Origin of the sequence: Rhodococcus pseudokoreensis (assembly GCF_017068395.1) — a bacterium.
GTDB classification, from domain to species: Bacteria; Actinomycetota; Actinomycetes; order Mycobacteriales; family Mycobacteriaceae; genus Rhodococcus_F; species Rhodococcus_F pseudokoreensis.
The window spans coordinates 1070211-1089437 of record NZ_CP070619.1 but is presented as its reverse complement, the minus strand read 5'-3'; the positions used below and the strand labels follow the sequence as shown (position 1 = coordinate 1089437).

Here is a 19227-nt window from a genome sequence, read left to right as displayed (position 1 = left end):
CCGATCGACGTCGACATCTGTAATACTCGTCACAGCCTCCGTGTGGGGCCCGAGGGGCGAACTCGAGTACAGCGAAGGGACCACCACCACATGTCATCACGTAGCGAGCCGCTCACGCAGCCACTGCAATCCCGCCGCAACCACTGGAACAACTGGGTTGCCACCCACGCGCAGACGAAGCCCGACCATCCCGCGTTCCGCCATCTCGGGCAGAGCACGTCGTGGCGCGAACTGCACGAGCGCTCGCAAGCCCTTGCGGGCGCGCTCTCCCGGCGCGGGGTGAACTTCGGCGACCGCGTCCTGCTGCTCACGCTCAACCGCACCGAATTCTTCGAGGCGGTGCTCGCGATCAACGCGCTCGGCGCGATCGCGGTCCCGGTCAACTTCCGCCTGACACCGCCCGAGGTGGCCTTCATCGCCCGGGATTCGGGTGCCCGAGCCGTCTTCACCGAGCCCGCGCTGGCACCCCTCGTTTCCGCTGTGCGGCAGGATGTTCCCGATCTCGGCCTCGCGATCGTGATGGGCGCGGACACCGAGGGCGACGCTCTCGGTTACGAGGACCTCGTCGCGGAAGGCGGTCCGGCCTTCGCCCCCGTCGACCTGCCGGAGGGCACCCCGTCGCTCATCCTCTACACCTCCGGCACCACCGGAACGCCCAAGGGTGCGGTGCTGTCGCACTCGAACATGGTCGGGCAGTCCATCACCTGCATCCGGGCGATGCGCTACGACAGGGGCGACGACGTCGGGTTCCTCGCGTCCCCGGTGTTCCACGTCGCCGCTCTCGGTTCGGTGGCCCCGATGCTGATGCTCGGCGCCACCACCGTGATCCACCCCCTCAAGGCGTTCGACCCCACCGAGATGCTCGACGTGTGGGAGCGCGAGCGCATCACCACGGTGTTCCTCGTTCCGGTGCAGTGGCAGGCAGTCTGCGCCGATCCCACCGCCGCGGGCCGTAACCTCGCGCTCCGCGTCATCAGCTGGGGCGCCGCACCCGCATCGGACACCGTGCTGCGCGCCATGGCGGAGACGTTCCCGAAGGCTCTCGTCGTGGCGGTGTTCGGGCAGACCGAGATGTCCCCGATCACGTGCGTGCTCGACGGCGACGACGCGATCCGCAAGCTGGGCTCGGTGGGCAAGCCGGTCCCGACCATCCAGACGCGGATCGTCGACGACGAGATGAACGACGTCGCCCCCGGCACCGTCGGCGAGATCGTGTACCGCGGCCCGACCATGATGCAGGGTTACTGGCAGAACCCGGCCGCGACGGCGGACGCGTTCGCCGGCGGGTGGTTCCACTCGGGCGACCTGGTGCGGCAGGACGAGGAAGGCTTCGTCTACGTGGTGGATCGCAAGAAGGACATGATCATCTCCGGCGGCGAGAACATCTATTGCGCCGAGGTGGAGAACGTCCTGTTCGGGCATCCGAGGATCCGCGAGGCCGCCGTGGTCGGCAGGCCCCACCCCAAGTGGACCGAGGTGCCCGTCGCGATCGTGGCGCTCGACGACGACGGAGACGATCTGACGGTCGACGAACTCGCCGCGTGGCTCGAAGACAAGCTGGCCCGGTACAAGCATCCGAAGGACGTCGTCGTCGTCGACGCCCTCCCGCGGAACGCCAGCGGGAAGGTCGTCAAGGGTGAGCTTCGAAAAGCCCACGGCGCGAACGACGTCGCGGTCGTCTGACCCCGATTCCCATACTGCTCGACGCCGGTCACCGATCGTGGGTGACCGGCACCGGGGGAGGACCGCGTGACATTCCAGCTGCCACCCGCAAAAGGGCCCGTCAGCCATTTCGCCAACGAAGTCGGTGCGCTCATCGGGTTCTCGATCGCGACCACGGTGGCCGCCGTACGAGTTCTGGTGCGGCGCAAACTGGCCTGGCGGGAACTGCTGGACCAGGCGTGGCGGATCGCCTCGGTCACGTCGGCGCCTGCCCTGCTGCTGATGATCCCCATCGGAGTCCTCATCGCCGTCACGATCGGCAGCCTCGCCGGTCAGCTCGGCGCCGAGGGGTACACGGGGGCGGTCGTCGGGTTCGTGATCGTCGGGCAGGCGTCCGCGCTGGTCTGTGCGCTGATGCTGGCCGGGGTCGGCGGATCCGCGATCTGCGCGGACCTCGGCTCCCGCACGATCCGCGAAGAGGTCGAGGCCATGGAGGTCCTCGGACTCGATGTGATCGAACGGCTCGTGGTTCCGCGGGTGCTCGCGGCGGTGCTCGTCGGCGTCGCACTCTGCGCCATGGTCACCGCCGTCGGAGTATCGGCGTGCTTCCTGTTCCAGGTGGTCGTCCAGAACAGTTCGGCGGGAAGCTTTCTCGCGGCACTGTCCCAGTACACGCGGCTGTCGGACTTCGTGGTCGCCCTCGTCAAGTCGATGGCGTTCGCGGTGACGTCGGCGCTCGTCGCCAGTTTCAAGGGCCTGCACGCGAAGGGCGGACCCAGCGGTGTCGCCGACGCCGTCAACGAGGCCGTGGTGCTGGCCTTCATCCTCGTGTTCATCGTCAATACCGTGCTCAGTCAGCTCTATTCCGTTCTCGTCGTCCCCGTAGGTGGTTACTGATGGTCGTGAGTACCCGATGGCCCGCAGCGCACTGGGTGCGGGCCAGGGTCCGTCAGCCCCTCGGGCTGATGACGGGACTGGGCCGGGAATTCACGTTCTACGGCAGCGTGATCGCCGGAGTTCCCCTCGCGGTCGTGAAGTACTGGCGGCACGTCATGCGGCAGATCGGCGACATCAGTTTCGGTGGTGCGACCCTGCTCGCCGGCGGGGGAGCGATCGGCGTCGTCTTCGCGATGTCCGCGGTCGCGGCGACGCAGGTGGGCATCGAGGGGTTGCGCGGACTGGACCTGCTCGGCATGGGTTCGCTGTCCGGGCTCTTGTCCGCGATCCTCAACACCCGTGAACTCGCGCCCGTGATCGCCAGCATCGCGCTCGCCGCGAAGGTCGGCACGGGGTTCACCGCACAGCTCGGCGCCATGCGCATCTCGGAGGAGATCAGCGCGCTGGACGCGATGGCGATCCCGTCGCTGCCGTTCCTCGCGAGCACCAGGCTGGTCTCGTGCCTGATCTGTGTGGTGCCGCTGTACGTCGTGGGGCTGCTGTCGTCCTACCTGGCTTCGCGGCTGGTGATCGTCACGTTCAGCGGGCAGTCGGCCGGAACCTACGACTATTACTTCCATCTCATGCTCACCCCCACCGACGTCGCGTACTCGTTCGTGAAGGCGATCGTGTTCGCGACGATCATCGCGCTCGTGCACTGCTCGTACGGGTACCACGCGTACGGCGGGCCCGAGGGCGTCGGCCGGGCGGCCGGGCGTGCGTTGCGCACCAGCATCCTCGCCATCGGCATCGTCGATCTGCTGCTGACCCTCACGCTGTGGGGCCTCGTCCCGTCCGCCCCGGCCCTGGGGTTGCCGTGATGCGCGGTCGCCCGGGAGGTCCGGGCAACGGCGCCCTCGCGGTGCGGGGCGTGATCGGAGTGGCGGTCCTGGTGCTCGGATCGGCGCTGCTGGTCGGTTTCGGCACCGGGGCGATCGTCACCGACCCCGTGGTGACGGCGACGCTTCCGGCGGACGCCGGTGCGGTGAAGGCGCACACCACGGTGTCGTACAAGGGCGCGACGGTCGGCACCGTGTCGAGCGTCGACCCCGGACAGGACGAGACGGGCATGGACATCAGTCTCCGTCCCGAACAGATGCAGCACATCCCGGCGTCCGTCCAGGTGCGGGTGGTGCCCCGCACGTTGTTCGGCGACCAGACCGTCGAGCTGGTGTCCACCGCGGGAACCGGCGGAGCGCGGCTCGAGGCCGGTGCCCGGCTGCAACCCGACACGTCGGCCGAGACCGTCCAGATGTACGACCTGTATTCGAAGGTCTACGACCTGGTGTCCCGGGTGAAGCCCGAGCAGATGCAGGCCGCGCTGAGCGCGGTCGCCGACGCGTTGCGCGGGCGCGGTGAACAATTGGGGCAGACCATCGACAGCCTCCACACGGTGGCGCAGTCGACCGCGCCTCTCGTCGACTCCGTCGCGGAGCGCGCGCCGCAGATCGCACGGATCAGCGAACAGCTGGCGACGGCTGCACCCGACGTCCTCGCGACCATGGACGCGGCGGTGTCACTGTCCAACACTCTCGTCGAGAACACCGACAGCTTCACGGGTTTCCTCGCCGCCTCCCTCGTCGTGTCGAGGAATACCGGCGACGTCCTGGAGCAGAACGCGGACGACATGATCGCGGTGGCACTGAACGTCTCACCGACCCTGGGCACCATGGCCAGCAAGTCCGACCTGCTGCGGGCGACCCTGGACGAGGCGGGTCCGTTCGGTGAGGCCGGCGCCGCGGTCTTCTCCACCGGCAAGTTCGCGGTGCGGGTCGCCGCCGACCTGTCCAACCCGCGGCCCTACACCTCGTCCGACTGCCCGCGGTACCCCGGCCTGAACGGACCGAACTGCGGGGACGGTGGCGGAGGATGAGCGTCCGGAACTCGGCAATCAAACTGGCGGTCTTCGCCGTCTTCGGCATTCTCTCCGCGGTGCTCGTGGTGAACACACTGCGGGTGCCGGTGGAGGGACCGACCGTCGCCTACAAGGCGTTGTTCACCGACGCCCAGGGGGTGACTCCCGGCAGCGACGTCACCATCGCCGGTGTGCGGGTGGGACGGGTGGCTTCGGTCGACATCGTCGACGGTGATGCCGGAAGCGCAACCGCCCTGGTGAATTTCGAGGTACAGCGCGATCAGACTCTGCCCGCCGACACGACCGTCGCGATCCGGTACGGCGACCTGCTCGGGATCCGGTATCTCGATCTCGCGGCCGGGTCGCCGGGCGACGAGGGCACCCTCGCGGAGGGCGACACGATTCCGCTCGACCGGACGTCGCCCGCACTCGATCTCACCAGTCTCTTCAACGGATTCAAGCCACTGTTCGACGCGATCGACCCGAAGCAGGTCAACGAACTCGCCACCGAGGTCGTCGCCGTGTTCGACGGCCGGAAGACGAGCATGGAAACGCTGCTGCGCAGGGTCGCGGACGTCACCGGCAACCTCGCGAATCACGATCAGCTGATCGGTGATCTCATCGCGAACCTCGAGGTGGTGGTGGGAACGGCGGCGGCCCGCGGCCCGGAACTGTCGCACCTCGTCGACAGCCTCACCCAGTTCACCGGGATGCTCGCCGAGAACAACGAGGTTCTCATGGACACTCTCGATCAGAGTGCGGCGGTGAGCCGCTCGGCGCTGCAGATCGTGGACGGGCGGGTTCCGGAACTCGGACGCACGGTGAACCGACTCGAATCTCTGACGGGGGCGATGGTCGGTGCCGACCCGGAATTCGATCACCTGATGGTGGCCATGCCGCAGTTCTTCTCGTCCGTCGACCGCTCGGGCTCCTACGGTTCCTGGCTCAACATCTACCTGTGCACCTTCATCGTCAACGTCGACGGCCGCGAAGGTGCCCTCGGTCCCGACCTGCATTCGAGGTACTGCCAATGAGTGTCACCGCGAAGGCGCGCGACGTCTGGGACGCGCTGGCCGGCAACCAGCGGGTGCGGCCCGTCAACCCGTTGATCGTCGGCATCGTGGGAATCCTGGCCGCGACGCTGGCGCTGGCTCTGGTTCTCGTGATCCCGCGCATGAGTTTCAGTGTGCGAACCGACGGCTACACCGCCGAACTCGCGAACGCCGCGGGCCTGACCGATTCCGACTACGTGTACGTCGCCGGGGTGCCCGCAGGCCGGGTGACCGCGGTGGACCTGGCAGGCGATCACGTGGTCGTGCACTTCCGGCTCGACGGCGCGCGTCACCTCGGGTCGACGACGTCCGCAGGCGTCAAGCTGTCGACCATCCTCGGCAAGCGGTACCTGGACGTGTCACCGTCGGGGCCCGGCGACCTGGGCGACGACGGGGTGATTCCCCTGAGCCGCACCAGCGTTCCGTACTCGCTCGACGACATCGGCTCGTCCGCGATCGAGGCGGCGGACGACCTCGACCTCGGCGGACTGCAGAAGATGCTCACCGTGGTGACGGACACGGTGCCACAGGACGCGACACTCAACCGGGAGGCGCTGTCGGGGGTGAGTGCGGCGTCCGCGATCCTGGCGAAGAACGCGGATCAGGTCACGCAACTGCTCGACAGCTCACGAACCCTCACCGACGTGCTGGTCGGTCAGCAGGATCAGCTCACCACCCTGCTCGGCAACGCCGACGTCGTGATGACCACACTCGCCACCCGGCGCGAAGCCATCCACCGGATGGTCGACGATCTCCGGGCTCTCATCGCGCAGGCGTCCCAGTTCCTGGGGGAGAACACCGCCGAACTCGACGCACTGCTCGCGAACGCGCGGCAGGTGACGGAACGACTCGACGCGAACCTCACCAACCTCGACGCACTGCTCACCACGGGTGCGCCGGCCGCGAGGGCGCTCGTCAACGCGACCGGCAACGGCGACTGGGCCGACGTGTCGGCGCCGTCGGCTGTGATCGCCGACAACCTGCTCTGCGTCGTCGGACTGATCACGGGGTGCTCGTGAACGCGGGCACCGCACGCCGGATCGCCGGGATCGGCGGCGTACTCGCCCTCGTGACGGCGATCGTCGTGGCCGGGTGGCTGCTCATCTTCCGCACCTCTTCCACCGTGGTCCATTCCGAGTTCGCCTACGTCAACGGCGTGTTCCCCGGCACCGAGGTGACTGTGCTCGGCGTGCCCGTCGGCACCGTCGAGTCCGTCGAACCGCGAGGTGCGACGGTGATGGTCACGATGTCGATCGCGTCCGACGTCGTGGTGCCCGCCGACGCGAACGCGTACGTGCTGGTGTCCTCCGCGATCGGGGAGCGCTTCGTCGAACTCGGTCCCGCGTACACCGGCGGTCCGGTGCTGGAGAGCGGGCAGACCATTCCTCCCGAACGCAGTCATTCGCCCATCACCTGGGACCAGCTGATGGACAGCGTCGACACCGTGGTCAAGACACTCGGCCCCGACGGCGGCGACGCCGGCGCCGCGATCTCGGCAGCCGCTGCGTCCACGGACGGGCTCGGTCCCGCGATGAACGACGCCATCCGCACACTGTCGCAGGCGAGTTCTGTGATCGCGGGTAACAGCGCGGACGTCGGTGCGCTCGTCGACAACCTCGAGATACTCGTCAACGCGATCTCGGCACGTCAGGCGCAGGTCGACTCCCTCGCGGGTTCACTCACCGCCATCGGAGACGAATTCGCCGGGCAGCAGTTCGCGATCGGCGACACGGTGAACCAGCTGTCCGCGTTGCTGAATCAGATCGACCAACTCGTGTCCGCCCGGGGCGGCGACATCGCCGCCGGCATCGACGATCTGGCGGGGGTGAGCGAAGTGCTGCAGAAACACGACACCGACCTCGCCGAGATCATGGACCTGGTGCCGTTGCTGATCGACAACATCCAGCGCGCGGTCACGCCCGACCAGCGTGCCCGCATCCGGTTGAACATCTCCACCAACCTGGCGCAGGCCGAGCCGACGTCCCCGCTCTGCGCGGTGGTGGATCCGATCCTCTGCCGCGGAGCGGGAATCACCAACCCGATTCAGTTTCCGCCCAGCATGTCCGACCCGTTCGGGCTGCGCGAACTCATGGTCGGAGGACGATGACGATCCGCACGAGAACGACCTCCCTGACGGCGGCGCTGATCGTCGGCGCGACGCTGCCGGCCGCCGGTTGTTCGCTGAGCCTGCAAGAACTGTCGGTGGGCCGCTCACCGGACGGTCCGTCCTACGAGATCACCGCGCAGTTCGACGGCGTCGACCGCGTCGTGCCCGGCGCCGAGGTCCGGGTGGGACAGGAGGTGGTGGGCCGTGTCTCGGACGTGTCGACCCGGGATTTCACCGCAAACGTCGAGATGCGGATCCGCGACGACGTCCCGATTCCGCGGGACGCGACGGCACGCATCGAATTGCCCACGGCCCTCGGCAATCCCTTCATCCGACTCGACGTCGCCGACGCGGCGGGCGGACCGATGAGCGAGGGCGACGTGCTCCCGCTGTCGCAGACGTCGCGCGGCCCCGACATCGAGAGCGGACTGGCTGCGCTGGCCACGGTGCTCAACGGCAGCGGCATCGATCAAATACACGCCATCATGAACGAATTGACCGTCGCCTTCACCGGACGCTCCGACAAGATCCGGGAACTGGTGGACATGCTGAACGACACGCTGGGCGTCGTCGACGACCACCGGGACGAACTCGACCGGGCGATGGTGGCGTCCAACGCGTTCGCGGCGGAACTCGCCGCGGGCCAACCGGTCCTCGACCGGGCGATGACCGACCTGGCGCCGGTGGTGGATCTCCTGGTGTCGCAACGAGATCAGATCACCGCACTGATGGGGGAGGCGTCCCGGCTCAGCCGCGAGGCGGAACGCGTCCTCGGCAGTGCCGGATCCGCACTGTCGACCGAGATCGGCGACGCCGGGACCGTGCTCGCCGCTCTCGACGGCTTCGAGTCGGAACTCGCCCCCACCCTGAACTCGGTGGCGACGTTCCTCGGCGGATTCGCCGCGGCCACACCCGGTGACTACACGACCTTCGACGGCACGTTCGACGTCACCGCCGTCATCGCGAAACTGCTCACCGGCTCGGCCCCGCTCTCGGTGCCGGAAGCCCGCACGCTGCCCGAGGTACTCGGCGGAGGCGTCCGATGATGACACGCCACGTCGTGGCGCAGCTGGTGCTGTTCCTCGTCATCTCGGTCGCCGCGATCCTGTTCGGGCTGCGGTACGTCACCGGCCCGGACACGTTCGGAGACCCCATTCACCTGACCGCCCGCCTCGACCACGCCGCCGGTCTCGCACAGGGCGCATCCGTCAACTACCGGGGAGTCGGGGTGGGAAGGATCAGCTCCGTCGACGTGAACGAGGAGGGGACGGGCATCGTCCTCGGCATCGAACTGCATCCCGGCACGCAGGTGTCCGCCGGGTCGACCGCGAAGATCACCACCGAGAACGCGATCGGAATCCAGGCGCTCGACATCATGCCCGACAGCGCGGACCCGCCGTACCTCGCCGACGGGGACCTCATCGACGTCCCGCAGGAGGGGATTCCGCGATCGCTCGACGCGACGCTCGTCCAGACCACGGACCTCGTGAACTCGATGGACGTCACCGCCCTGTCCTCGCTCGCGGACACGTTCGGCACCGCCTTCGGCGGCGCGGGACCCGACCTGCAGAACATGCTCGACGGTTCCGCCGAGATCGCCCGGACCCTCGAAACCCGCACCGACGCACTGTCGACCATCGTGAACAAGGGCTTGCCGCTCCTGGACACGGTGGACGGCCTCACCGCGGCCCTCCCCGAATCGGCGAGCACTGCCCGCAGCGTGCTCGAACAGTTGCGCGCCCACGACTCCGCGCTCGTGGACCTGCTCGGACGGTCGCCGCAGACGATGGCGAGCCTCGACGCACTGCTGTCCGGTAATCGTGACTCCCTGGGCGCCCTGATGGCGAATCTGGTTCTCCCCACCGAGATCGTCGGCGACCGGACGTCCTCCCTCGAGTACGGCCTGACCATCATGCCCGGCGCTCTACCGAAGATCGCGTCGATCGAGAAGGGTGGGCTCGCCGACCTGCTCCTCGTCGGAACGCAAGGGCCGATGTGCGTGTACGACGCACCCCGCCGTCTGGTGACCGACGCGGAACCGACTCAGCCTGCCCTGGACTGGACCTGCCAGTCGCAGCAGTACCTCGAGCAGCGCGGCGCCGTGAACGTCCCACGGCCCGACGACCTCGGGCAGGAGAACGCGACCAGGAACGGCGGTGTCTACGGACCACCCGCAGCGGACGATCCGCTGGTCATCGAACCCCCGCTGACGGGGCACACCCCACGCTAGATCCGTGCACGAGCCGAGGAGAGTCTTCTGAACCCGCACGATGCGAGGGCGGGTGCTACGCCGGGGTGCCCGCGGCCCGGCGGTAGCCGCGCACGGCGGGGTAGGTGAAGATCAGCAACCCGGCCACCGACCACGCGATCGTCTTCAGCAGAGGTTCCGCGACGGGACCGCCCATCGACAGTCCCTTCATCGCGTCGATCGCGCAGGACATCGGCTGATTCTCCACGAACGGCTGGAGCCATGTGGGGTAGGCGCCGGTGGGCACGAATCCGGAGTTGAAGAACAGCAGCAGAGTGCACAGCAGCGACAGGATTTCGACGAGCGGCGCCTTCGCCGCGTTGACGGCAAGGGCCGTCACCATCGTCGCGAAACTCACCCCGAACAGCAGCGGGAGCAGCATCAGCGCGATGCCGGCGAGAATGCCCTGGTTGAAACGGAATCCGATGGCGAAGCCGACCGCGATGATCAGCACGGTGGTGAGCACGATCCGCACGGACTCGGCCATGAGACGGCTGAGCAGGCCCGACGCGCGGTGCACGGGCAGCACCCAGAACCGGCTCAGGAGCCCGTCCGCCCATTCCTTCTTCAACGACAGGCCGCCCGCGATGGAACCGAACATCGCGCCGACGAGCGTGATCATCGGAACGGTCCCGAAAACGCTGTTGACGCCGGTGGCCTTGGTGATCGAGATTCCGAGCACCGCCCAGAACATCAGCAGCATCAGCGACGGGTACACGATCGCCTGCAGCATCGTGTACGGGTCTCGGGCCCAGCGAAGCAGAAGGCGCTTGGTCTGCAGCAGGCTGTGCGAGAACAGCGCGGCGAGGGAGTTCTCCGCGTGGGGTTCGATCACCTCGGGAAACGTCACCGTCGCCGGCGTGTCGGATCGGTACTCGGTGGTCATCCGCGCCTCACATTCGACCAGATCGACAACGGAATGAAGACCAGCGCCAGCCCGCCGCACCACAGCAGAGTGGGTGTCAGTTGGTGGAACGTGATCGTGCCGTCCGTCATGGCACGCATGGACGTGGAGAACTGCGAGATGGGCTGATTGCGCACGAAGCCCTGCGCCCACTCGGGGAACTGTGTCACCGGAACGAAACCGGAGGAGAACATGCCGAGAATCAGCTGGGGGAGCGTGAGCGCCTGACTGGTGACCTCGGGGCTGCGGGTGAGAGTGCCGAGGGCGTCGGCGCCCGTCGTGAGCGTGAACCCGATCAGCATCGCCAGCCCGCAGAACGCCGCGGTCAGCCCGAGTCCGCCGGAGAACCGGAAGCCGATCGCGTATCCGTAGCCGATCGCGGCGACGAGTGAGATCGTCGAGTGCACGAGGCACGCGGTCATGCGCGCCGTCAGCGGGACCGCCGCCTTGACCGGCATCGTCTGGAACCGGGAATTCATGCCGTTCGACGCCTCGGTGGCCGCGCGGTGTGCCGCCGAGATCGCGGTGAACGCCATGGCCTGCAGGACGATGATCGGCATGACGAACTGCGCGTAATCGATGCCCTGGAACTTCATCACCAGACGCAGCGGCAGATAGAACCCGATGGTGAAGATCAACGGCGCCAGCACTGCGATGAAGAACTGACCGAACACCCACATCGTGTGCAGATTCCGCTGGGACAGCGCAATCCACTGCTGGACGCTCGACGGATGCGGCCGCCGGTGCTTGCCTTCGAGGGTGCGCTCGAATCCGAGCTGGGCGGGCGCCGTCACGACGGCAGGCTCTCGTCGACGCGGACGTGGCCGGTGAGTGAGAGAAACACGTCGTCGAGGGACGGGCGCCGCAGGGCGATGTCGGCGAGCGTGACGCCGGCGAGGTCGAGTCGGCGCAGAACCTCGGCGAGGGTCTGGGCGCCGTGCTCGGCGGGAATCGACAGCCGGTCGGTGCCTTCCTCGATGACCCGGCCGGGTGGGCACAGGCTCGTGAGGATCTCCCGGACGCGTGGCAGGTCGTCGAGGCTGACCGGGACGACCTCGCAGTAGCTTCCGCCGGTCCGGGCCTTCAACTCGTCTGCCGTGCCCTCGGCGATCACGGTGCCCTTGTCGATCACGACGATGTTGTCACTGAGGAGGTCGGCCTCCTCGAGGTACTGCGTCGTCAGCAGGATCGTGATGCCCTGTTCCTTGAGCGCGGACACGAGGGACCACACGCCCTGGCGGCTGCGGGGGTCGAGGCCGGTCGTCGGCTCGTCGAGGAACACGACCTCGGGACGGATCACGAGGCCACAGGCGATGTCGACGCGCCGGCGCATACCGCCCGAATACCCGGACACCTTCCGGTCACCCGCGTCGAGCAGATCGAACTGCGTCAGCAGATCCTCGGCGCGCGATTTCGCGGACGCCTTGGGCAGGCCCATGAGCCGGCCGAACAGCACGAGATTCTCGCGCCCGGTCAGCGACTCGTCCAGCGCGGCGTACTGACCCGTCATCATGATGCTGCGACGGACGTCGGCAGCCTCCTCGACCACGTCGTGTCCGGCGACGAATGCGCGGCCCGCATCGGGGCGCAGCAGGGTCGACAGCACGTTGACGGTGGTGGTCTTCCCTGCGCCGTTGGGGCCCAGGATGCCCAGCACCGTGCCGCGGGGCACCTCGAAGCTCACACCCCGCAACGCTGCTACGTCACCGAAGGATTTCTCGATTCCCTCGACAAGAACGGCGGTGTCAGGTGCTGGCATGTCCTCGAGTATGTCACGCGAAGAGGGCGATCAGAGCAGACCGGCGAAGACCTCCCCGCCCTCGGAACACGGACGGAAATCTTGTGTAACGGGTAGAGACACGCTCGCGATAAATGCCGGACGTCTGTACCACTTCGACCCCGGCGACCACGGTGCAACCGATCCCGCCCCGCCCGAAGCTCCTGCTGCGCCGCGACGTTCCGGCTCCGGGGAAGTGCCACAGGGCAATTCGAGTCGCCGCCGCGGCCGCCGGACCGAATGTGAGCTTCGACATGCGCCTTTCGCGTCCCCGCGGCGTCGCGCCCGACGCGGTCGGCGGCCGTCCCAGCTGCTTCTTCTGTCCGTACTACTTGGGGGTGACCCACGTCGTGATGTCGGCGTGGACCACCTCGGCCCCACGGCGGTCGAAGATGCGCACCGGCACGACCACGTCGGTGCCCGCAGCCATCGCGCCGAAGTCCGGCAGTTCCGTCAGTTCCGCGACGGCACGCAGCGGACCGTTCGCCTTGGCGAGGTAGTCGACGGTCATCGACTTCGGGATCCACCGGTGCGTCGGCGGCACGGTCGCCTCGGACAGCATGCCCATGGCGGCCTCGGCGAGGTTGCACGCGGCGATCGCATGGAACGTGCCGAGGTGATTGCGGACGCCCCACCACTTCGGCGCCCGCACCTCGCAGCGGCCCGGCCGCATCTCGACGACGCGGGGGAGCACCGAGCCGAAGTAGGGGACGCGGATGCACACGCCGACGGAGAACAACGCGTGTCCGAGCGCGTTGTCGGGGAGCTTCTGCCAGGCGGCGTAAGTGGGGCTCGAGGGTGTCATGCTCCGATATTACTTGAAAGTAAGTTCGGGGACCGGCGAGAGTGATCGAGCCCGGTTTGATCTCTCCTGCCCGGTACGGCATACTGGTCGGGTTGCCTTGTCTGGGACGCGATCGTTTGCGGCCCGAAACAGGTGGGGTGAAACGTCGCGGTGTAGATCGAATGACCTGCTCGCGGCCACATGCAAGACGGAAGCAGTACCTACTGGCACTCGCATTGAGTGCATCCGGTACGCGTTCCCGGCCCGAAGAGCTGAAAAGTTGCGGGTCGGAGAATGAGTGGGAGGGCGACACGCCCGACCGCGTGTACCGGAGAACCATGACAGATGAACAGCGGCAGCGGATCGGGTGTGTCCCGGTCGCCTAGCGTTCGGACAGTTGCGGCCCAGGTAAGGGACTGTGCAGACGAGGTAGTTCGGCCCGACTCGGGTGGGACTACGAAACGCGGCAAGAAAAGGACACTAAGCGTGGCGGGACAGAAGATCCGCATCAGGCTCAAGGCCTACGACCATGAGGCGATCGACGCGTCAGCGCGCAAGATCGTCGAGACGGTGACCCGTACCGGGGCCCGCGTCGTTGGACCCGTGCCGTTGCCGACCGAAAAGAACGTGTACTGCGTCATCCGCTCGCCGCACAAGTACAAGGACTCGCGCGAGCACTTCGAGATGCGTACTCACAAGCGGCTTATCGACATCCTCGACCCGACGCCCAAGACGGTTGACGCGCTCATGCGCATCGACCTTCCGGCCAGCGTCGACGTCAACATTCAGTGAGCGCGGCGGAGACAAAAACAATGACTGATACCAAGATCAAGGGAATCCTGGGCACCAAGCTCGGCATGACCCAGGTCTTCGACGAGAACAACCGGGTCGTTCCGGTCACCGTCGTGAAGGCCGGACCGAACGTCGTGACCCAGATTCGTACCGAAGAGCGTGACGGCTACAGCGCCGTGCAGCTCGCGTTCGGCGCCATCGACCCGCGCAAGGTGAACAAGCCGACTTCCGGCCAGTTCGCCAAGGCCGGCGTCACCCCGCGCCGCCACGTTGTGGAGCTCCGCGTTGCCGACACCTCGGAGTACGAGGTCGGCCAGGAACTTACCGCCGAGGTCTTCGAGGACGGCGCTTACGTCGACGTCACCGGAACCAGCAAGGGTAAGGGCTTCGCCGGAACCATGAAGCGCCACGGCTTCTCCGGTCAGGGTGCATCGCACGGTGCGCAGGCCGTTCACCGTCGCCCCGGTTCCATCGGTGGTTGCGCCACTCCGGGCCGCGTGTTCAAGGGCATGCGCATGTCCGGCCGCATGGGTAGCGACCGCATCACGACGCAGAACCTCTCCGTTCACAAGGTGGACGCCGAGAACGGCCTGCTGCTGATCAAGGGTGCGATCCCCGGCCGCAAGGGTGGCCTCGTGATCGTCAAGAGTGCAGTGAAGGGTGGTGCACGAGCATGACCAGCACCGAGACATCGACGACCAAGCTGACGCTGGACGTCAAGGTCGCCGGCGGCAAGACCAACGGCACCGTCGATCTCCCCGCGGAGATCTTCGACGCGCCTGCCAACATCGCGCTTCTCCACCAGGTTGTCGTCGCGCAGCTCGCCGCTGCACGTCAGGGCACCCACTCCACCAAGACCCGCGGCGAGGTTCGCGGCGGTGGCAAGAAGCCGTACCGCCAGAAGGGCACCGGCCGCGCCCGTCAGGGCTCGACCCGTGCACCGCAGTTCGCCGGTGGTGGCACCGTCCACGGCCCGCAGCCGCGCGACTACAGCCAGCGGACCCCCAAGAAGATGAAGGCCGCCGCACTGCGCGGAGCCCTCTCCGACCGGGCCCGCAACGAGCGCATCCACGTGATCACCGAACTGGTCGCCGGTCAGACTCCGTCCACGAAGTCCGCCCGCACCTTCCTCGGCGAGATCTCGGATCGCAAGAAGGTCCTGCTCGTCGTCGGGCGCGCGGACATCGCGGCCTGGAAGAGCGTGCAGAACCTGGACGGCGTGCACCCCATTGCACCCGACCAGCTCAACACCTACGACGTGCTCAACAGCGATGACGTCGTGTTCAGCGTCGAGGCGCTCAACGCGTTCATCCACGGGCCCGCCGAGACCGCCCAGGAAGAGAACAAGGAGGAGGGCAAGTGAGCACCATCGCCGATCCCCGCGACATCCTGCTCGCCCCGGTCATCTCCGAGAAGTCCTACGGACTGATCGAGGAAGGCACCTACACCTTCCTGGTGCACCCGGACTCGAACAAGACGCAGATCAAGATTGCCGTCGAGAAGATCTTCGGCGTCACCGTGACCAGCGTCAACACCGCCAACCGTCAGGGCAAGCGCAAGCGGACCCGGTTCGGTTACGGCAAGCGCAAGGACACCAAGCGCGCGCTCGTGACCCTCTCGGCCGACAGCAAGCCCATCGAGATCTTCGGAGGACCGGTCGCGTAAGCGCCGGGACTTGACGAGACATAGAGGACGAGAAGACTCATGGCAATCCGTAAGTACAAGCCGACTACCCCGGGCCGTCGTGGCTCGAGCGTCTCGGACTTCGCCGAGATCACTCGGTCGACCCCCGAGAAGTCGCTGGTTCGCCCGCTCCACGGACGCGGTGGACGTAACGCACACGGTCGTATCACCACCCGTCACAAGGGTGGCGGACACAAGCGCGCCTACCGGCTGATCGATTTCCGTCGCAACGACAAGGACGGCGTGCCGGCCAAGGTCGCTCACATCGAGTACGACCCCAACCGCACCGCGCGTATCGCCCTGCTGCACTACGCGGACGGCGAGAAGCGCTACATCATCGCCCCCAAGGGCCTGTTCCAGGGTGCACCGGTCGAGTCCGGTGCAGGCGCCGACATCAAGCCCGGCAACAACCTGCCCCTGCGCAACATCCCGACGGGTACCACCATCCATGCGGTGGAACTCCGCCCGGGTGGCGGCGCGAAGATGGCCCGCTCGGCCGGATCCAGCATCCAGCTGCTCGGTAAGGAAGGCACCTACGCCACGCTGCGTATGCCGTCCGGCGAAATCCGTCGCGTCGACGTTCGCTGCCGCGCCTCGATCGGTGAGGTCGGCAACGCCGAACAGTCGAACATCAACTGGGGCAAGGCCGGCCGTATGCGCTGGAAGGGCAAGCGCCCGACCGTCCGTGGTGTCGTGATGAACCCGGTCGACCACCCGCACGGTGGTGGTGAGGGTAAGACCTCCGGTGGTCGCCACCCGGTCAGCCCGTGGGGCAAGCCCGAGGGCCGCACCCGCAAGAACAAGGCGAGCGACAAGCTCATTGTCCGTCGTCGCCGTACCGGCAAGAACAAGCGCTAGGAGGGAGTGAAGGATGCCACGCAGCCTCAAGAAGGGCCCGTTCGTCGATGACCACCTCCTCGCGAAGGTGGACGTGCAGAACGAAAAGGGAACCAAGCAGGTCATCAAGACCTGGTCCCGTCGTTCCACGATCATCCCGGACTTCATCGGCCACACGTTTGCGGTTCACGACGGCCGCAAGCACGTCCCCGTGTTCGTTTCCGACTCGATGGTCGGACACAAGCTCGGAGAGTTTGCACCGACCCGCACGTTCAAGGGTCACATCAAGGATGATCGGAAGGCGAAGAGGCGATGAGCAACACCGAAACCGCCAACCCGACCGCCAAGGCAGTAGCGCGCCACGTGCGCGTCACGCCGATGAAGGCGCGTCGCGTTGTGGACCTGGTCCGCGGGCGTTCGGTTGAAGACGCCCTGAACATCCTGAAGTTCGCGCCGCAGGCAGCGAGCGAGCCGGTCGCCAAGGTGATCGCCTCCGCAGCAGCCAACGCCGAGAACAACCTCGACCTCGACCCGAGCACGCTTGTCGTCGCCACGGCGTTCGTGGACGAGGGCGCGACCCTCAAGCGGTTCCAGCCGCGTGCACAGGGACGTGCGTTCCGTATCCGCAAGCGCACCAGTCACATCACCGTGATCGTGGAGAGCCTGCCGAAGACCGGAACATCGACCCGTAATCGCCGGAAGGGAAGTGCTCAGTAGTGGGCCAGAAAATCAACCCGCACGGCTTCCGCCTCGGCATCACCACCGACTGGAAGTCTCGCTGGTACGCAGACAAGCAGTACGCGGAGTACGTCAAGGAAGACGTCGCCATCCGTAAGCTCCTCGCCACCGGCATGGAGCGCGCGGGCATCGCGAAGGTCGAGATCGAGCGCACGCGTGACCGTGTTCGTGTCGACATCCACACCGCCCGCCCGGGCATCGTCATCGGCCGCCGCGGCGCCGAAGCCGATCGCATCCGTTCCGAGCTCGAGAAGCTGACCGGCAAGCAGGTTCAGCTGAACATCCTCGAGGTCAAGAACGCCGAGGCCGAGGCTCAGCTCGTCGCACAGGGTGTGGCCGAGCAGCTCTCGAACCGTGTCGCCTTCCGTCGCGCCATGCGCAAGGCCATCCAGTCGGCCATGCGTCAGCCCAACGTCAAGGGAATCCGCGTTCAGTGCTCCGGTCGTCTCGGCGGCGCCGAGATGTCCCGGTCGGAGTTCTACCGCGAAGGCCGTGTGCCGCTGCACACGCTTCGCGCGGACATCGACTACGGCCTCTACGAGGCCAAGACCACCTTCGGCCGCATCGGCGTGAAGGTCTGGATCTACAAGGGCGACATCGTCGGTGGCAAGCGTGAGCTCGCCGCCAACGTGGCTGCTCCCGCAGGCGACCGCCCGCGGCGTGAGCGTCCGAGCCGTCCCCGTCGCTCCGGTGCCACCGGCACCACCGCGACCAGCACCGAGGCCGGCCGCGCAGCGACCGCCACCGCCGATGCACCCGCTACGACTGAACAGAAGGAGGGCTGACGCATGTTGATCCCACGGCGGGTCAAGCACCGCAAGCAGCACCATCCGAGCCGTTCGGGTGCCGCCAAGGGTGGAACCCAGGTGACCTTCGGTGACTACGGCATCCAGGCTCTCGAGCCCGCCTACATCACCAACCGGCAGATCGAGTCCGCTCGTATCGCCATGACCCGGCACATCAAGCGTGGCGGCAAGATCTGGATCAACATCTTCCCGGATCGCCCCCTCACCAAGAAGCCGGCCGAAACCCGCATGGGTTCCGGTAAGGGTTCGCCCGAGTGGTGGATCGCGAACGTCAAGCCCGGTCGCGTGATGTTCGAAATGAGCTACCCCAATGAGGAGATCGCTCGTGAGGCCCTGCGTCGCGCGATGCACAAGCTCCCGTGCAAGTGCCGGATCGTGACAAGGGAGGAGCAGTTCTGATGGCTACTGGAACCCCAGCCGCAGAGCTCCGCGAGCTCACCGAAGAAGAGCTGGTCACCCGGCTTCGTGAGTCGAAGGAAGAGCTGTTCAACCTTCGTTTCCAGATGGCCACGGGTCAGATGGACAACAACCGTCGACTGCGTACCGTTCGTCACGAGATCGCGCGCATCTACACCGTTCTGCGTGAGCGTGAGCTCGGGCTGGCCGTCGGTCCGGACGCAGGTGACGCGGCATGAGTGAGGAAAAAGCAGTGAGCACTGAAGAGCGCGGCAGCCGTAAGGTCCGCACCGGATACGTCGTCTCCGACAAGATGGAGAAGACGATCGTGGTCGAGCTCGAGGACCGGGTCAAGCACCCGCTCTACGGCAAGATCATCCGGCGCACCAGCAAGGTGAAGGCGCACGACGAGAACGGCGTCGCAGGCATCGGTGACCGCGTGCAGCTGATGGAGACCCGTCCGCTGTCCGCGACCAAGCACTGGCGTCTCGTCGAGGTCCTCGAGAAGGCCAAGTAAGAAACCGAATAATGCATCCAGTACGATGGTGGGGTTGCCTTGCGGCAGACGCACGGCAACCCCACCGTTGTGCCGCCCACCCGGGCGGCCCCTCTCGCAGGGCACGGGTGCAGACCGCGCACGTCGGGTCGGA

24 protein-coding genes are annotated in these 19227 nt (G+C 67.0%); 20 read left to right on the top strand and 4 right to left on the bottom strand.

What is annotated here, in order from left to right:
* The first annotated feature begins 90 nt into the window (after positions 1–90).
* The 9 genes from fadD5 (at position 91) to JWS13_RS10590 (ending at position 9842) form a co-directional block, all read left to right on the top strand.
* Positions 91–1683, top strand: a complete 1593-nt coding sequence (gene fadD5, locus JWS13_RS10630; protein WP_206005518.1) for a fatty-acid--CoA ligase FadD5 — start codon at positions 91–93, stop codon at positions 1681–1683.
* Positions 1684–1749: 66 nt separating this feature from the next.
* Positions 1750–2559, top strand: a complete 810-nt coding sequence (locus JWS13_RS10625; RefSeq protein WP_072945674.1) for an MlaE family ABC transporter permease — start codon at positions 1750–1752, stop codon at positions 2557–2559.
* Positions 2559–3419, top strand: coding sequence for an MlaE family ABC transporter permease (locus JWS13_RS10620; protein WP_206005517.1), 861 nt, complete (start codon positions 2559–2561; stop codon positions 3417–3419). Before JWS13_RS10625 ends, JWS13_RS10620 begins: the two co-directional genes overlap by 1 nt.
* Entirely contained in the window at positions 3419–4471 is a 1053-nt protein-coding gene (locus tag JWS13_RS10615) for an MCE family protein (protein ID WP_206005516.1), read from the top strand. The genes JWS13_RS10620 and JWS13_RS10615 overlap by 1 nt, the downstream gene beginning before the upstream one ends.
* Positions 4468–5487 carry an MCE family protein gene (locus tag JWS13_RS10610; protein ID WP_206005515.1) on the top strand — a complete coding sequence of 340 codons (1020 nt, stop codon included), beginning with the start codon at positions 4468–4470 and terminating at the stop codon, positions 5485–5487. Before JWS13_RS10615 ends, JWS13_RS10610 begins: the two co-directional genes overlap by 4 nt.
* Entirely contained in the window at positions 5484–6524 is a 1041-nt protein-coding gene (locus tag JWS13_RS10605; RefSeq protein WP_206005514.1) for an MCE family protein, read from the top strand. The genes JWS13_RS10610 and JWS13_RS10605 overlap by 4 nt, the downstream gene beginning before the upstream one ends.
* Entirely contained in the window at positions 6521–7612 is a 1092-nt protein-coding gene (locus JWS13_RS10600; RefSeq protein WP_241032148.1) for an MCE family protein, read from the top strand. The genes JWS13_RS10605 and JWS13_RS10600 overlap by 4 nt, the downstream gene beginning before the upstream one ends.
* Complete coding sequence (locus tag JWS13_RS10595; protein ID WP_206005512.1) at positions 7609–8658, top strand: MCE family protein; 1050 nt, start codon at positions 7609–7611, stop codon at positions 8656–8658. Before JWS13_RS10600 ends, JWS13_RS10595 begins: the two co-directional genes overlap by 4 nt.
* Positions 8655–9842: an MlaD family protein gene (locus JWS13_RS10590; protein WP_206005511.1), complete on the top strand. Its 1188-nt coding sequence runs from the start codon at positions 8655–8657 to the stop codon at positions 9840–9842. Before JWS13_RS10595 ends, JWS13_RS10590 begins: the two co-directional genes overlap by 4 nt.
* Positions 9843–9897: 55 nt before the next feature.
* Here the strand turns inward: JWS13_RS10590 and JWS13_RS10585 are convergent, their stop codons facing one another.
* The 4 genes from JWS13_RS10585 to JWS13_RS10570 all read right to left on the bottom strand — a co-directional run bounded on the left by JWS13_RS10585 (position 9898) and on the right by JWS13_RS10570 (position 13346).
* Positions 9898–10746, bottom strand: coding sequence for an ABC transporter permease (locus tag JWS13_RS10585; RefSeq protein ID WP_206005510.1), 849 nt, complete (start codon positions 10744–10746; stop codon positions 9898–9900).
* On the bottom strand, positions 10743–11558 hold the full coding sequence (locus JWS13_RS10580) for an ABC transporter permease (protein WP_087558466.1): 816 nt from the start codon (positions 11556–11558) through the stop codon (positions 10743–10745). Before JWS13_RS10580 ends, JWS13_RS10585 begins: the two co-directional genes overlap by 4 nt.
* On the bottom strand, positions 11555–12523 hold the full coding sequence (locus tag JWS13_RS10575; RefSeq protein WP_087558465.1) for an ATP-binding cassette domain-containing protein: 969 nt from the start codon (positions 12521–12523) through the stop codon (positions 11555–11557). Before JWS13_RS10575 ends, JWS13_RS10580 begins: the two co-directional genes overlap by 4 nt.
* Positions 12524–12869: 346 nt before the next feature.
* Positions 12870–13346 carry a hotdog fold domain-containing protein gene (locus JWS13_RS10570; protein WP_206005509.1) on the bottom strand — a complete coding sequence of 159 codons (477 nt, stop codon included), beginning with the start codon at positions 13344–13346 and terminating at the stop codon, positions 12870–12872.
* Between the two features lie 465 nt (positions 13347–13811).
* Between JWS13_RS10570 and rpsJ the strand changes: the two genes are divergently transcribed.
* From rpsJ to rpsQ, 11 genes are read left to right on the top strand one after another with little or no spacing between them, the layout of a single operon-like run.
* Positions 13812–14117, top strand: coding sequence for a 30S ribosomal protein S10 (rpsJ, locus tag JWS13_RS10565; protein WP_003938093.1), 306 nt, complete (start codon positions 13812–13814; stop codon positions 14115–14117).
* A gap of 20 nt (positions 14118–14137) precedes the next feature.
* Positions 14138–14794 (top strand): 50S ribosomal protein L3, encoded by a 657-nt coding sequence (rplC, locus tag JWS13_RS10560; protein ID WP_087558463.1) that lies wholly within the window; start codon positions 14138–14140, stop codon positions 14792–14794.
* On the top strand, positions 14791–15480 hold the full coding sequence (rplD, locus tag JWS13_RS10555) for a 50S ribosomal protein L4 (protein WP_072945699.1): 690 nt from the start codon (positions 14791–14793) through the stop codon (positions 15478–15480). Before rplC ends, rplD begins: the two co-directional genes overlap by 4 nt.
* On the top strand, positions 15477–15782 hold the full coding sequence (gene rplW, locus JWS13_RS10550; RefSeq protein WP_005239632.1) for a 50S ribosomal protein L23: 306 nt from the start codon (positions 15477–15479) through the stop codon (positions 15780–15782). The genes rplD and rplW overlap by 4 nt, the downstream gene beginning before the upstream one ends.
* A gap of 39 nt (positions 15783–15821) precedes the next feature.
* Positions 15822–16658, top strand: coding sequence for a 50S ribosomal protein L2 (rplB, locus tag JWS13_RS10545; RefSeq protein ID WP_015889918.1), 837 nt, complete (start codon positions 15822–15824; stop codon positions 16656–16658).
* Positions 16659–16671: 13 nt separating this feature from the next.
* Positions 16672–16953, top strand: coding sequence for a 30S ribosomal protein S19 (gene rpsS / locus JWS13_RS10540; RefSeq protein ID WP_003940820.1), 282 nt, complete (start codon positions 16672–16674; stop codon positions 16951–16953).
* On the top strand, positions 16950–17354 hold the full coding sequence (gene rplV / locus JWS13_RS10535) for a 50S ribosomal protein L22 (protein WP_005239634.1): 405 nt from the start codon (positions 16950–16952) through the stop codon (positions 17352–17354). Before rpsS ends, rplV begins: the two co-directional genes overlap by 4 nt.
* Positions 17354–18160 carry a 30S ribosomal protein S3 gene (gene rpsC, locus JWS13_RS10530; RefSeq protein ID WP_005239635.1) on the top strand — a complete coding sequence of 269 codons (807 nt, stop codon included), beginning with the start codon at positions 17354–17356 and terminating at the stop codon, positions 18158–18160. Before rplV ends, rpsC begins: the two co-directional genes overlap by 1 nt.
* Positions 18161–18163: 3 nt before the next feature.
* Positions 18164–18580, top strand: coding sequence for a 50S ribosomal protein L16 (gene rplP, locus JWS13_RS10525; protein ID WP_005239636.1), 417 nt, complete (start codon positions 18164–18166; stop codon positions 18578–18580).
* Positions 18580–18816, top strand: a complete 237-nt coding sequence (rpmC, locus tag JWS13_RS10520) for a 50S ribosomal protein L29 (protein ID WP_005239637.1) — start codon at positions 18580–18582, stop codon at positions 18814–18816. Before rplP ends, rpmC begins: the two co-directional genes overlap by 1 nt.
* Entirely contained in the window at positions 18813–19094 is a 282-nt protein-coding gene (rpsQ, locus tag JWS13_RS10515) for a 30S ribosomal protein S17 (RefSeq protein WP_005239638.1), read from the top strand. The genes rpmC and rpsQ overlap by 4 nt, the downstream gene beginning before the upstream one ends.
* Positions 19095–19227: the final 133 nt, after the last annotated feature.